General features: G+C 46.5%; 13 protein-coding genes. 6 read left to right on the top strand and 7 right to left on the bottom strand.

Annotated elements, in window-relative coordinates; translation table 11 throughout:
- The first annotated feature begins 7 nt into the window (after nt 1-7).
- On the top strand, nt 8-436 hold the full coding sequence (locus ACJJI6_RS01700; RefSeq protein ID WP_444911124.1) for a DUF4174 domain-containing protein: 429 nt from the start codon (nt 8-10) through the stop codon (nt 434-436).
- A gap of 217 nt (nt 437-653) precedes the next feature.
- Nucleotides 654-1,301 (top strand): NAD(P)H-binding protein, encoded by a 648-nt coding sequence (locus ACJJI6_RS01695; protein ID WP_475712298.1) that lies wholly within the window; start codon nt 654-656, stop codon nt 1,299-1,301.
- A 109-nt stretch (nt 1,302-1,410) separates the two neighbouring features.
- On the opposite strand, the gene ACJJI6_RS01690 is transcribed toward ACJJI6_RS01695, so the two are convergent.
- Nucleotides 1,411-2,010 carry a CPBP family intramembrane glutamic endopeptidase gene (locus ACJJI6_RS01690; RefSeq protein WP_475712297.1) on the bottom strand — a complete coding sequence of 200 codons (600 nt, stop codon included), beginning with the start codon at nt 2,008-2,010 and terminating at the stop codon, nt 1,411-1,413.
- Nucleotides 2,011-2,391: 381 nt separating this feature from the next.
- On the opposite strand from ACJJI6_RS01690, the gene ACJJI6_RS01685 reads away from it, so the two are divergent.
- Entirely contained in the window at nt 2,392-2,976 is a 585-nt protein-coding gene (locus ACJJI6_RS01685) for an exopolysaccharide biosynthesis protein (protein WP_282932146.1), read from the top strand.
- Nucleotides 2,977-3,032: 56 nt separating this feature from the next.
- Here ACJJI6_RS01685 and ACJJI6_RS01680 read toward each other — a convergent pair whose 3' ends face one another.
- Genes ACJJI6_RS01680 through ACJJI6_RS01670 form a run of 3 tightly spaced genes read right to left on the bottom strand, consistent with a single transcriptional unit; the run spans nt 3,033 to nt 5,504 of the window.
- On the bottom strand, nt 3,033-3,644 hold the full coding sequence (locus ACJJI6_RS01680; RefSeq protein ID WP_444897824.1) for a CPBP family intramembrane glutamic endopeptidase: 612 nt from the start codon (nt 3,642-3,644) through the stop codon (nt 3,033-3,035).
- A 19-nt stretch (nt 3,645-3,663) separates the two neighbouring features.
- The gene (locus ACJJI6_RS01675) at nt 3,664-4,191 is read right to left on the bottom strand and encodes a GDYXXLXY domain-containing protein (RefSeq protein WP_475712296.1); all 528 of its coding nucleotides are present in this window, start codon (nt 4,189-4,191) and stop codon (nt 3,664-3,666) included.
- Nucleotides 4,188-5,504 (bottom strand): DUF2157 domain-containing protein, encoded by a 1,317-nt coding sequence (locus tag ACJJI6_RS01670; RefSeq protein ID WP_445354610.1) that lies wholly within the window; start codon nt 5,502-5,504, stop codon nt 4,188-4,190. The genes ACJJI6_RS01675 and ACJJI6_RS01670 overlap by 4 nt, the downstream gene beginning before the upstream one ends.
- Before the next feature lie 243 nt (nt 5,505-5,747).
- Between ACJJI6_RS01670 and ahpC (ACJJI6_RS01665) the strand changes: the two genes are divergently transcribed.
- Entirely contained in the window at nt 5,748-6,314 is a 567-nt protein-coding gene (gene ahpC / locus ACJJI6_RS01665) for an alkyl hydroperoxide reductase subunit C (RefSeq protein ID WP_413662577.1), read from the top strand.
- An 86-nt stretch (nt 6,315-6,400) separates the two neighbouring features.
- Here ahpC (ACJJI6_RS01665) and ACJJI6_RS01660 read toward each other — a convergent pair whose 3' ends face one another.
- The 3 genes from ACJJI6_RS01660 to ACJJI6_RS01650 are packed head-to-tail and all read right to left on the bottom strand — an operon-like array spanning nt 6,401 to nt 10,945.
- Nucleotides 6,401-7,363, bottom strand: a complete 963-nt coding sequence (locus ACJJI6_RS01660; protein WP_475713431.1) for an MFS transporter — start codon at nt 7,361-7,363, stop codon at nt 6,401-6,403.
- Nucleotides 7,364-7,376: 13 nt separating this feature from the next.
- Nucleotides 7,377-7,592, bottom strand: a complete 216-nt coding sequence (locus tag ACJJI6_RS01655) for a hypothetical protein (RefSeq protein WP_475712295.1) — start codon at nt 7,590-7,592, stop codon at nt 7,377-7,379.
- Nucleotides 7,589-10,945, bottom strand: coding sequence for a Gfo/Idh/MocA family oxidoreductase (locus ACJJI6_RS01650; RefSeq protein ID WP_475712294.1), 3,357 nt, complete (start codon nt 10,943-10,945; stop codon nt 7,589-7,591). Before ACJJI6_RS01650 ends, ACJJI6_RS01655 begins: the two co-directional genes overlap by 4 nt.
- Before the next feature lie 389 nt (nt 10,946-11,334).
- On the opposite strand from ACJJI6_RS01650, the gene ahpC (ACJJI6_RS01645) reads away from it, so the two are divergent.
- Both ahpC (ACJJI6_RS01645) and ahpF read left to right on the top strand, forming a co-directional pair.
- Nucleotides 11,335-11,901: an alkyl hydroperoxide reductase subunit C gene (gene ahpC, locus ACJJI6_RS01645; RefSeq protein WP_475712293.1), complete on the top strand. Its 567-nt coding sequence runs from the start codon at nt 11,335-11,337 to the stop codon at nt 11,899-11,901.
- 76 nt (nt 11,902-11,977) lie between these two features.
- Complete coding sequence (ahpF, locus tag ACJJI6_RS01640) at nt 11,978-13,528, top strand: alkyl hydroperoxide reductase subunit F (protein ID WP_475712292.1); 1,551 nt, start codon at nt 11,978-11,980, stop codon at nt 13,526-13,528.
- Nucleotides 13,529-14,708 lie beyond the last annotated feature (1,180 nt).

Below are 14,708 nucleotides of genomic sequence, written 5' to 3'. Positions count from 1 at the left end.
TTAGTAAATGCATAAGTTCATTGTGCTTGTCTTGGTTCTGTTGACTTCTTCTACATTCGCCCAGGGATCTACGGTGAACGACCTAAAAGATTTCCAGTGGAAAAACCGCATTCTATTACTGAATATCCCGGAAGATCCCAATAGCACAATCAATGAATTACTCAAGTTAGCGCCGCAGTTTGCAGAGAGAAACTTGATATGGTTCCTATTCTCTAACGACACCCTTGAGACTAACTTTCCCGGTAAAGTCACAGACAATTTTGCTAAAAATGTACGGGAAAAATATCTGCAAGGACCAGCAATGCAAGTACTTCTTATAGGGAAGGATGGGGAAGTAAAGTATAAAGCCGATAAATTCTCAGCCGTCGAAATTTTTCAACGTATCGACAGCATGCCCATGCGACGCAATGAGATGCAGCAAGGATCTGCACAGTGAACAATTATTGAACATCCACAATCTGATAGAGAATTTTTGTATCCTCCAGTATTACTGAGGAATCCCAGAGTTAGATTTCCCTCAGTTAATTACGCTTCGGCCTTCTTTGCTCACCAGACACCCTTTCCAGCTGGCAACTTTTAACAAACATAGACATCTTTGCGCTAAAGTACGCTATTAGCCTTGCGAACATCTACCCAATGGAAATCAACCTCCAATGAGCAAAAGAGCCATTATCCTCGGAGCTACGGGCCTTATCGGTGGCCATCTCACAGAGCAACTGGCTGGTGAAGAAGTCTTTGATGAAGTACTTACCCTCACTCGACGCCCCAAAGCCACTGCAAGTCAAAGAATACATAATCATATTGTCGATTTTGATCGGTTGGAGGAGGCTGCTCCTCTTTTTCAGGGAAATACTCTATTTTCCTGCCTGGGAACCACTCGCAAGCAAGCCGGCAGCCTAGCCGCTCAGCACAAGGTTGACGTTGAATATCAATACAAAGCGGCCCAATTGGCAGCGGAGGCAGGAGTCAGCCATTACTTACTGGTTTCATCCAGCGGAGCCAATGCCAATAGCGCCAGTGCTTACTTACGTATGAAGGGTGAGCTGGAAGAGAAAATCAAGAAACTTCCATTTAAGCGCATCAGTATACTGCAACCCTCCCTACTCCTCGGAGATCGTGCAAATACCCGACCCGGTGAGAAAATCGGAGGCATCCTCCTACCAGTAATTTGTATGCTGCCGGGGCTAAGACGTTATAGGCCCATTGAGGGGCGTGAAGTAGCCAAAAAAATGGTTTATTTAAGTCGACAAGAACGAACAGGGGTTGAGACCCTGCGTTTGGATGAGTTATTCAATTCTTAAGGAGCCTCTGAATAATTCCGTAATGTCTCGGCGAATCTGGGAGGCTCCTTAAACCCCAAAGGTTAAATTCGGGAGCTTAAAACAAGTAAATCGCTCCCGAATTTTGCGGTTATTCTTTTATTTTAATCCCTAGCCAATGCGGATATTGAGTCAAAACAATAAGGACAATTGCATCGTAGACTGCGTGCCAGATTATCACTCCCAATAAGCTTCCGGACACTTGGTAAACCACTCCTAAAACCACACCAATTCCCAAAGTCAGAAAGAAATTGGTCCACGATGAGAAATGAAGTAGCGCAAATGCAATTGCGGAAATTAATAACCCCAACAATGGCGAGCTAAGCTCTGACAACCAGGACTGCAAAAAACCCCGAAACAAAAGCTCTTCGCAAATTCCGACTACAATAGAAATCAACAGCAGCTGAAAGAAAGACAATCGTGAAAATAGCGGAATCAAGGCGATCGATTGACGCCGCATTGACTTGCCAAGGGTCGTTTCTGAGCGAGTTAACGACAACATCACACCATAGGTAGCCATTGCACCAATGATACCAATTGTTACTTGCAACCCTACACTATCACCAATGATCACTACCTTGAGTGAAGCCAGATAAAAGCCCAGAAGGGCCAGCAACAAGCAAACAACCTGAGTACCAATTAATAAAAGAAAAACTGGTGGATTCCCTTTTGTTTGGTCAACAGCATCCATTTGTGACCGTCCTTTTTTTAGTAGTTTATCGAGGTAGTCGAGTGGCTCAGTACCTAAATAGACTGCCTAAGGATTCCGTATCAACTAGAAACCACATCGAAATTCAATTAGCCGAAATAAGCACACCCGCCATCGACAATAATCTAACAGAAAATGATGGCAGGCATAATCCTCCGCCAACAGCCGATCTCTATCCGTTTAGTTTGACGTCAGACAGCTTATCTCCTATGAAAAACTGTCTGACTTTAGCCGAAAAGCCAGTCACAGTGCTATGCTCGACAATATCTCTGGAACCGGATAGCTCGTAGAGACTACCCGGTTTCCAGCCCTCTTATCAGTAGATTATCTTGCAAAGAAACTACACAGCAACTAATTCCAACCATGACACAAGAAATCATAGGACTGGGCCAGCTGCTGAAGGATATTGAGGAGAAAAGTCAGGGGCAGGAGAAAATCTCCATCCAGCATGTTATTGAGGCTGTGGGGCTTCGATCCTTTGCCCCATTCCTTATCCTTATCGGGTTGATCCTGTTTTCCCCTCTGAGCGGTATTCCCGGAATGTCTACCGCGATGGGCGTATTGCTACTACTCTTTGCCCTACAGCTGCTGATGAAGCGCAACTATATCTGGCTTCCACAGTGGCTGATCAACCGCTCCATATCCAGCGAAAAGCTGATGGATGCCCTGCACTGGATGGAAAAGCCCGCCCGGTTTGCCGACCGCTGGATTCAGCCACGGATGGATTTTATCGTGCGCCGATATGGCACCTACGCTATTGCTGGAACCTGCATTTTTATTGCATTGACCCTGCCAATAATGGAAGTAATCCCCTTCTCTGCCTCAACTGCTGGTCTCGCTCTCACCATTTTTGGGCTGTCGCTGGCAGCTCGAGACGGGCTCTTAGCGCTTATTGCTTTTATCCTAACGGCCTCCCTGGTACTAGTGGTGATCGTTGCCGTGATCTAGGGGCCCGCGAGTAACTCCGTAATATCTCTGCGGGTCTCCAGACCAAAGCTGGCTACTTACCCTCGCTTTAAGACTTGATTTTTTAATCCGAGCAAATGGGGAAAGTGCACTATGGCGAAAATTGCCAAAAGGTCGTATACCGCATGCCAAACAATCGCCCCCACCAAGCCCCCGGACATTTGGTAGAAAATGCCTAAAATAAGCCCAATCATAAAGGTAAGGAAGAAGTACACCCAGGAAACACAGTGCAGTAATGCGAATATCAGTGATGCACCCAATAAACCGAGGAATGGCGTACTGAGCTGGGAGAGCCAAGACTGTAGAAAACCACGAAACAACAGCTCCTCACAAACACCCGCAGCTAAAGCAACCCATACCATCTGTGATGGGGACAACTTGGAAAATAGCGGGGTCAATTGAGTACAGTGGAGCCGCAGCATTTTCCCAAATAGCGTCTCAGAACGAGCTAATGTCAGTACTACCGCAAATGTGACAATAGCGCCTAACAATCCCAACAGCAGTTGCAGCCATACCGTATCACCAACAAATGAAACTTCCATTGGCACGAGGTAGAGACCCAGAGCTGCAAGCAATAGACAGCCCAGTTGAATATCCATTAAAAAAAAGAAAACCGGCAGGCTGCGCCGTGCCGGACCAATCGCTTCCATTCCTGATTTTTCCCTTTGCCTATTGATTTCCTGAGCCTCTGACAACCTTCAAGCTCGCTCGCCCATCCACAGAAATCATCAATTCGGCCACGCCACCGTCCCGCAGTTGTTTTTCCAGATCCAGGGCTTTTTCCTTCGGAGCAAAGTAGGCTTCAATACCGTAGCGAATCCGGTAGCTATCTGATGAATTCCAAAAATTCTGGCCTGCTACCCGCCCTCGAATAAAGACTCCGCCCTGTGGTTTTTCAAGGCTGACAGAGGCGCGGTCATACAATCCGGATGGCCCCTTTTCTAAGCCCACATAAACCACCTCCCCCTGACGCAGCCGTCCCTGCCCTTTAAACAAGGCTTTATCTAAAGTGGAAAAGGGGTAATTTAATTGTGCATAGTTACCGCGAAACAATGAGCGCGGGTCTACAGGAACAGTTTTCACTGAAACAGGCTGGCCCGTCCACAGCGGCATTTGAGCCTTAATATACATTCCTATCAGTATAAAAAACTGCACGCCAATGGCGGCAACCAGGCCAATCACAACTCTACGTTTCATCGCAAACTTCCCCCCGCCTGGTGATATTTCCAATACTTGGCTGCTGCCAGCAATAAAACTGCGAAGAGAATAAACAGGAGAGCAGCTCCTATATAGTCGCCAATCAAGTCAATATAGCGCAGCAGAGCCGTCAACAGGACCGCCATAACTCCGAGGAAGAAGTAGTGTGAGATACCATCGTGAATACCCCTGAAGATCAACCAGATTCCACAGGCAATCAGGGCGAAGTTTGTGAAAATTTGTAACCAAACTGCGTAGTCACTGGAGCTGGCATTCGTTACGAACGCAAGTACTGCCGCAAAAACACCGCACAACCCCAGTCCGAATAGCAACCTCTGAGACAGCAGCGCCAACACTATCGACACAGCAGACATAGTCCCCACTACCGCCCACATAGAAGGTAGGTGACTCCAGGGGGCTTCTATCATCTCCTCCCAGGGATATTCAAAGCTAAAAATCAGTAAGCCAATTAAAGTAAACCGAAGGCACCAAATAGAGATTACTGCTGCGTAGTCCTTGGCTACCGCCGACGGGCGAGTTGCCAACCAATGGGCAAAGCAATACATCAGGATAAAGAGCGAGACTGCAACAGCAAGGTTCTCTGGATAAATATCCGCACTAAATTTCCCATCCTGCAAACGCCAAAATTCTGACAGGGAAAATTCCAGCCAAAAACCTAAGCCAAAGATAAAGGTCAGCAAGAGAATCACGCTCGGACGACCACTTAACAGGATATAGAGGGCCCCCAGCAGGAAAATTGGGAACAGGGCGGGGTAAAAGCCTAAACTCGACTCCAGGAAGAACCAAAGCAAAGCCAAGAGCAAGGACTGCTCTGCGATCCACGGGCTGCGGGTAATTAAAGCAAATGGCAAACTACCCAGTGCCCACCAGAAAATACCATCTGGCATATGCTCGCCCAAATGGTATATCTGTGCGATCAAAATAATCGCCGCACCAAAAAACAGGTTGCCCAACAAGAACAAGCCCTCTCCGGCTTTCCTGTCTCCAGATAGGTAAACCTTAAACGCCACTCCCTGGGTCACCAAGGTCAAAGCGATCAGCCCCCCCATTCGCAGCGCTCTGGGGATTTCCTCCCAATTGGCCCCAATCAATGTAATCACCGCCAGCCCGATAAAGAGATAGGCCAACCCAATCAAAATACGATATCCAAGTGTTCTTTCTTGCGCCCGGTGGTAATCCACTTCATAGCGGGCACAGATCTGCTCAGCCTGAGCTTCACTGATCACACCGTCTTCAACCCAATCTCCGGCCTCGCGGGCCAGATCATGCTTAAGCAACCGAATCAATCGCATAGATGCGCCTTGTGAAAAATTACCCATACCCGATGGATGGGTATTAATACTTTGGTCCCGAGTATCCCCGATGTAACCAGCGACCTCAAATTGGTACGGATTGCAGACTAAATTATCGCCAGGCTGCCTAGATAGCAGAAAACTATCTCAGATATTTAAATTGTTAATTTCTATTATTAATTGCCAGCCAATAGCATAAACAGCATCAACGTTAAGAGCCAGGCACCCAATAAGGAGCTAACCATGTCCCGCTATATCGAATCCGAACTCAAGCCGTTTAACGCCAAAGCCTACCAAAATGGCGAATTTCACGATGTAAGTGACTCTGACGTCAAAGGTAAATGGGCCGTATTCTTCTTTTACCCCGCCGACTTCACCTTTGTATGCCCCACTGAATTAGGCGATCTGGCAGACAACTATGAGGAGTTTAAGAAGCTAGGTGTAGAGATCTACTCAGTCTCCACAGACACTCACTTCACCCACAAGGCCTGGCACGATTCCTCTGACACCATCGGTAAGATCCAGTACCCGATGATCGGTGATCCTACCGGTACCATTACCCGCAACTTCGGTGTAATGATTGAGGAAGAAGGCATTGCCGACCGTGGCACTTTCGTAATCGACCCGGAGGGCCGTGTTCAAATTGTGGAAATTACTGCTGGCGGTATCGGCCGCGATGCCAGTGAGCTGCTGCGCAAGATCAAAGCTGCCCAGTACATCGCTGCTCACCCCGGTGAAGTTTGCCCAGCGAAATGGAAAGAAGGTGAGGAAACCCTGGCCCCCTCTCTCGATCTGGTAGGCAAAATTTAAGTCTTCCCAAGCCCTCACAGGATTGGAACTGGCCTTGCCCGCCTTTTTGGCGGGCATTGTCGTTAATCAAATACTGCAAATCGGTGTTAATGGCTTCTTTGCTTCGCAATAAGTGACAAAAGCAAGCAGCATACAACTCCTCCCAAGAGGAACACAGGAACTACAAAGATTGCTGTTTGTATTCCGTAACTTTCATCTAACCACCCCACCAAAGCATGGGCCAGAATCAAAAAAATTCCCCCCATACCTAAGGAGAATGAAACTGTAAAAGGGGGATTCTTACTACAATGTGTCAACCATTCCATGGCATAAGGAAACAAGTAGGATAGTGTCAATCCACATACTGGAAACCATAGTGGACTCACCCAGTAGCCCAGAGAGAATATGGCCGCTGTCGATAAAAAGGAGACTATCAACCAGAAAAAAGCACTTCCCTTCAGTAGAATGAAAGTGAAGGCCACTCTCCCTAAGCAAAGCAATCCGAAAAAGATTGAAAGCAAAATATCCGCCTCAACGGCCCAGTGCCCTCCCCTAGCTTCAAGAAACAGCACCATCCTACTCGCCAATATATGTTCAGCGCCATTGTAGGCAGAAACAATAAACCCACCACCAATTGCGATCCACCACTCTTTCGGTTCTTTATCTCGTTGGCTTGTCTCTTTATAGGCGCCAGGGTTAAAAGAACTCCCATTTTTCCTCAGTTTTCCTTTTCTTCTTATTAATCCAGACAAGATAAAAAATAATATGCTTGCAGCTATCCCCCCAAACAAATAGAAACCGCCCTCCCATCCAAAGTGAAATTTATATAACAACCCAGGTAACAAAGGAGACAATATGGAGGCAACCCCATAGGTACTATGTAATCCACAATAACCTTGACGAGTTAAGTTTTCAGGCACAAAAAGGGGGATTGCCACATTAATCAAAACCATGCTCCCTCCGGCACCCAAACCAAAGAGGAAGCTGCCCAGAATAAGCAGGGTAAACGAGTACAAATATCCAGAAATACCTGAAAGTACCGACCCTACCCCATAAAAACTACGAGTAATGCTAACCCAGAGATCACTCTGATTTTTTCACCCAGAGAGCCCCTGACAAAGTCATAAGTAAGGCAGAAAAAGTGGACAGGAAGAAAAAGGTGGAGCCCTTTGTTGGGGAAACAGAAAAAAAATCTAAAATTTTTGGATAAATTGGAGCTTTATAGACCTCTACAAAGCCCAGTAAAAATAGAGCCCCATAGCATGACAGCAATCCAAACCAATAGATGTTGCGTTTCACGCAGCCCTTCTTTTGATATATTTATCACACTCTTCAATCATTCGGATTGCTTGTATAGAATCGGCAAGAGGAAGATCCGGTGATTCCATGAAGTTTTTTTCAATACATAACTGAACGGCCTGTGCCTCATAATAAAGCCCTTCAGAATTTGGGTAATTAAACCTGCCTCTTATTCTCGGTAACGGAAATTCGTACAACTTAGTCTCATTATCTGTCCTTCGATCACCAGTGATCCGCGTCACTGACACCCTAGTTGGACAATGTGCCGGGGCAAACACTTTTATCCGCCCTTCTGTGCCATAGATTTCCAACTCTTCCGCACCCTCAACCAGATGACTCCAGGAAACTACAGCTGTTGATCCACTATCGAAGTGCGCATAAATGAGCCCGGCACCATCCTCCTGAAAACCGTAGTTATCCAGCACCCCAGAGAACTCCAGGTCTAATATCCCCCTACCCAACACCATCAGCGCCGTGTGAACAGGATACACACCGGCATCCATACCAGCTCCCACCTTCCATTTCGGGGACTGCAACCCTTCATCCTTGCGCAGGTCAAAGCTCAAATCTGCACGAAGCTGGCTTACCTTACCTATATTTCCAAGACTAATAATATCTCTACAGTATTTAATAGCAGGGAAGAATCTCATCCACATCCCTTCCATGCAAAACAGCTGTTTTTTATTGGCGAGCTCTTTAATCCTTACAGCATCCTCAACTGTTAACGCCAGAGGTTTTTCAATAAGAACAGGCTTACCTGCCATTAATACTAATTCAGCATGTTGTCGGTGTAACTCGGGGATAGTTGCAATATAGACAATGTCAATATCAGGATCAGAAACAAGTTCCAGGTAACTGCCATAAGCCCTACTTGCTCCATGACTATTCGCAAACTCTCTCGCTCTATTAAAATCCCTGGAAGCTACAGCAAACACTTCTGAGGAATCCAGGTAATCGAGGACTAGTGCAAAATCATTTGCTATTCTTCCACAGCCTATAAATCCCCAGCGCAGCCTTCTCAATGGTAGTTTTTTAGCGCTTTGATGACTGGTCAAGTCTAATTGCTTAGGTAAATACTCCTCCTCTGCTATTTCATCAGGGTCCAATATGAGCTCTGGATAACGAGTAAGCCTTTCTTGCAGGTCATACCAAGCGCTCTCCAGATGGTTCGCCTCTATCTTATTGACCCAAATACAGTTTCCTAGAGGGGACGGGAGAGGCGCTCGCAAAGTACCGGAGCGATGGATTGAGATCTGTTTTATTGCCGTCTTGTATACATCCAGGTTCAGCCCTTTGACGCTAGCTGCAAGTCCCAGCTGCACGTAAATTCCAAACAGTAACTCAATGTCTGCCTTAGATATCAATCCCATTTTTTCAGCTACCAGCGAAGTAAACAAGCAATCAATGCCCACAGCTTCACCATGCATCAACCTAAAAGCCTCGTCACGCTCCAACCAGCGGGATAACGTATGTCCAAAGTCCATTGGTCTGGATAGGTTCTCTTCTTTTAAGTCTCCCGCAATACTATCCAGCATGGCATCAATACAATTTATCAGCAGTTTATAGGATGCATCTCCCGGCAGGCCATCAGGTTCTAAAAAACTATTTGCCAACAGAGTGGCACCCTGAGCTGACAAGGTATCGAGCACATCCTTATTGAATACCACTCCAACCTTAATCATTTCACCAATTGCACTTTTTAATACCCGCTGTGGATTAGTTTTCAAGAAGGAGGGATCAATAATGGTATGCAAGGGACAGTGAAAAGCACCAATCCCATTCTTAATATTGTGGTTCACACTGACTTTAATGCCGATAGAGGAGTCAATCATTCCCATTAGAGTCGTTGGAATACGTATCCAGGGTGTATTGCGTCGCCACACCGCACTGACAAACCCAATCGTATCGGTTACCGCCCCTCCGCCCATAGCTAAGATTGGCTCCCTGTAACGAAGAGGATTTGCCTTCCATATCTCATCAATCATACTGATAAGACTATTAATATTTTTTGACTGTTCGCCACCCTTCATAACTATCGGGATGAACTCAACCCCCATGGACTCTTGCCACTCGGTAATACCCTTCCCATAGAGCTCCCATACCTTGTCATCAACACAACAAATAATTCTGTTCTGCGGCGGTCTTAGGAGTTCTATAAGGAATTTATTACCAGGATTAAAGAGTCCATGGTGGTACCAGATTCTTTGGTTTGTTGGAGCCTGACAAATAGTATCTGAAATTTGTACGATAGAATGATGGCTTTCATCTTCTCTTAATTGAGCCTTAATAGAGGGCTCTATCGCTGCGGCCAATTCAAGAACACCACATGCATGAAGCAGTCGCGGCAGGCTCAAGTATTTCTCATCATCGCTATCTAGAATGGATTCAATAAACAGCCTTTTCAGATTGTAATAATCTCGCTCAAACAAGTAGCAATACCACACCCCTCCCTTTTCTTTTCTAGTAAGCTCAAGTGCCCGATCACGGACATCTTCCATGGCCTGCCGAATAAAAACAGGGTCACCTCGAAGGCCTTTTCGCATCGCTATGCAATTTTCGACACCTTCACAACGGGTAGCCAGAAAAGAGAAACTCACTCCCAGATTAGTTTTTAGCGTAAAAGACAGCTTTTTGAAGTCCTCGATATCACCGAAGCGCTTCTGCACGGTTTCATCTCGATTCACTACTACATCAGTAATGTTGTGAGGAGCAAGGTTCCACTTTGCTATACAGAGTTCAAGTTCATGGCAACACTGGTTGAGTAGCATACCCTCGGAATTTTGCCTAAAAATGCTTTCCAGGTTGGCTTCCGGATGCGGGTTGTGATGAATGAATCCGACACTCCTGGACTTCAACTTCCATTGCTCGTTAAGCCTCTCGGCTCTATCCACGTAATTTGCGATATGCTTTTGATAGCCAACAACAACATTTACATTGTTTCTGTCGGCGATCCTTTCCATTTCACGCAGCTTTTCCAGCGAGTCTGCACCAGGTTTTTCAAGGTATATATTCCTATATCTTTTATTAACTACCGATTCAAAAACCCCCTTCGTGTGTGGAGTCCTCACCGAGATAACTACCAAATTTTTTAAGGAGGGATGCCCATCAGGTATTTGCTCCACCGAGGAATAAGTTTTGAAATCGCCATACTGAGCTTTTAGCCTTGCCATCTCATTTAGGAAAACCATCCCTTTTTCAGATGACTCGACATCCCTGGAAAGCCAATACTCTTCAACAATCGCATCTACCACTACATTTCGCATATTCATTAGCTGAGACAAATGCAGCCATCCGATTGACTCCCCAGGCAGACCGACACCTACCACCGTGACATGCACCACATTCTGATTCATAGCGGCAACATTTAACCTCACATCCGCTGGCACTACCCAGATCAACAGAACCGGGCTTGCACTTCTAACTTATTGCTAATGTGCGCTGATTTACGACTCAACTCTTTTTTGATGCCTGAGGGTATAGACCTCGATCAACACTTCTATATGTCGTCTTTGCGGCTCAATAGACATCAGGATGCGCCGATAAGGTTTCACCTAACGGCTGTCGCTTTGCCAAAGCCATTAAGTAGCGGCTAAACACCCAATCAATCAAATAGCCAACAACGATTGCCAAAAGCTATCACACGTATTTACATTAATAATTTTTATCAAAGGGCATCGACCGATAGTATAGATCCCACTTCCAAACAACGACCGACAAGACAGTGATGAATAAGGAGCTATCCATGTCACGTTACATCGAATCCCAGCTGAAACCCTTTAGCGCCAAGGCTTATCAAAACGGCGACTTCTTCAATATCAGCGACGCCGACGTTAAAGGCAAGTGGGCCGTATTCTTCTTCTACCCCGCAGACTTTACCTTCGTCTGCCCCACTGAGCTGGGCGATCTGGCGGACAACTATGAAGAGTTCAAGAAATTGGGCGTTGAGATCTACTCCGTATCTACCGATACCCACTTCACCCACAAAGCCTGGCACGACTCTTCCGACACCATCGGCAAAATCCAATACCCGATGATCGGCGACCCCACCGGCACCATCACCCGCAACTTCGGTGTGATGATCGAGGAAGAAGGCATCGCCGATCGCGGCACCTTTGTAATCGACCCGGAAGGCCGTATCCAAATTGTCGAGATCACTGCCGGCGGAATCGGCCGCGATGCCAGCGAGCTGTTGCGCAAGATCAAAGCTGCCCAGTACATCGCCGCTCACCCCGGTGAAGTCTGCCCGGCCAAGTGGAAAGAAGGCGAAGAGACCTTAGCCCCTTCCCTAGATCTGGTAGGAAAGATTTAACCCAAACACCTCTGACCCAGCCCATCAAAAGGTGGGCCACAACCAAGCCTTAAATTGTTAGAGAAAGGACACACCGATGTTGGACGCAAACCTGAAAAAACAACTGGACACTTACCTGCAGAATATCGTCAAGCCGATCGAGATTCGTGTGTCCACAGATAACAGTGAAAAATCCAAAGAGCTGGAAGCGCTGGTAGATGAAATCTCCGGACTCTCCAACAAAATTACTGCACAGCAGAGTCAAGCCAAGCGCACGCCGAGTATGGCCATTGCTCCTGCCGGAGAGGAACCCCGGGTTAGCTTTGCCGGTATTCCCCTTGGGCATGAATTTACCTCACTCGTACTGGCACTGTTGCAAGCCGGGGGCCATCCCTCAAAAGCAGACCCGGAACTGCTGGAGCAGGTTCGAAGCCTCAAGGGTAAATTCCACTTTGAAACCTATATTTCGCTCTCTTGCCAAAACTGCCCGGATGTCGTCCAAGCGCTAAACCTGATGGCAACCCTCAACCCAAGCATCACTCACGAAATGATCGACGGTGGCCTGTTCCAGGAGGAAGTTGAAAAGCGCAATGTTATGGCTGTACCTGCGGTTTACCTCAATGGTGAACACTTCGGCCAAGGCAGGATGTCCCTCGAAGAGATTGTTGGAAAACTGGATACCGGCGCAGCCGAGCGTAAAGCTGAAGAACTGAATGAAAAAGCACCCTACGATCTTTTAGTGGTAGGGGGTGGCCCAGCGGGCGCAGCGGCTGCTATTTATGCCGCTCGCAAAGGCATTCGCACTGGCATAGTGGCAGAACGCTTCGGCGGCCAGGTAATGGATACCGTAGGCATCGAGAACTTTATCTCTGTACCCTACACCGAAGGCCCCAAGCTCGCAGCCAGCCTTGAGCAACATGTTAAAGAGTATGGTGTCGATATCATTACCGACCAACGCGCAGCCAACTTGCGACGCAATGAAATGGTAGATATCAAACTACAAAGCGGTGCGACCCTATCCAGCCGCTCTGTAGTATTGGCTACCGGTGCCCGCTGGAGGGAACTGGGGGTTCCCGGCGAAGCCGAATACCGCACCAAGGGTGTAGCCTACTGCCCCCATTGCGACGGCCCCTTCTTTAAAGGTAAGCGTGTAGCCGTTATTGGCGGCGGCAACTCGGGCATCGAAGCAGCGATCGACCTCGCCGGAATCGTCGAGCACGTCACCGTACTGGAGTTCGCCGACAAACTACGTGCAGACGAGGTACTGGTACGCAAGGCTCAGTTAATGGACAACATCGATATTATCGTCAATGCCCAAACCACTGAAGTCCTCGGCGATGGTAACAAAGTGAACGGCCTGGCCTATACCGATCGAGAGAGTGGTGAAAATAAGCAGGTCGACCTGGCTGGTATTTTCGTACAGATTGGCCTGGTACCCAATACGGAATTCCTTAAAGAAACCGATGTGCAGATGAATCGCATGGGCGAAATTGTGATCGACGAGCGCGGCGCAACTTCAGTCCCCGGCGTTTACGCCGCCGGCGATGCGACTACTGTCCCCTACAAACAGATAGTGATCTCTATGGGTGCAGGTGCAACTGCGGCACTGGGCGCATTTGACTACTTGATTCGATCTTCGGTTGAATAACCCTTAAGCAAACATTGGCCGGCCCTTTGCCGGCCAATGTCTAAAAAAATAAGTGCACAATAAACTTTCACAGGCCCCAATCTAGGATTCAGGGTACTTCCAAAAGTAACTCAATGTTTAAACACTGACTCTACCCCCCCCAATTAACTTCAGAGATAGGCTCTCCAACACCTGAATTGCCCTATACTTTGATTTTCAACTACTTTTCAAAGGTATACCCTCTATTCGCTGGCGACTAATCCCACTCATTAAAGAAAGCCATCTAAGTAAGATAGGTAAAGCTGGCAGATTAACTTCCATATAGATCATGTAGATGCCCAACTTAAATAGCTGTTACACCTTTCTAAAAGAGTCTTGAAGAATTAGGCGATGATTAACAGCTTCACCGTCATCTTTGGTTTTTCCGCATTCATCATTACTTTTTTTCTCATTCATAAATCTCTTCACATAGTTATTAAGAGCAGCTCAAAGGACAACATCGATAAAGTATGCCAGCTAATTTTGTACACTATTTTAGTCATATTTGGCGCTATCGCACTATATCAAGAATACGAAAGTATCGGCAAAATTGGCGCAACCAGATTTTTTCGACTTGCATTGCTGTATGGCGTATCAATGTATGCGTTTGAGATAATCTTCTTACAGATAAGTCGATTTAATCAAATACATCATATCTACTACATTATTCTTGGGATGATATTCATATACCAAGATTATTATCTTGCAATATTTCCTGCTCTCTATTTTGTCGAGCTAACTGTAATTTTTGATTTAATCAGCTTTCTCACACGGAAAAGTAAAACTATAGGGTTTAAATTTTACGCTTTTTCGCTAATGATTCACGGCTTTGTCTGGTCAATACCTTTATTCCTTTTTTATCTAATTCTTCAAGACGGATTCCCCAACGATATCTTTTTAGATTCCATTCTTCTCATTGCACTTTCTATAACCTTTCTTGCGTCAATCGGGCTCGCCAACAAAGCACCTACACTCATTGCCAAGTTTGTTAAATACCAAAGGGAAAATTCCTCCTAGAAATAAAAAAAAATTTTACCCGCATCAAACCGATCTGGTTCCAAAATTCTGGCCAGCACCTATATAAGACGCCCAACTTCGCATACAGAAACAGCAATGGAAGGCGTGATTTCACATGCCACTTTAGCCCCATATTTACAACAGA

This window comes from Microbulbifer maximicatervae (SeqCode) (genome assembly GCF_056232625.1).
Note: the sequence above shows the minus strand (reverse complement) of the source record. Positions and strands in the feature narration are given on the sequence as shown.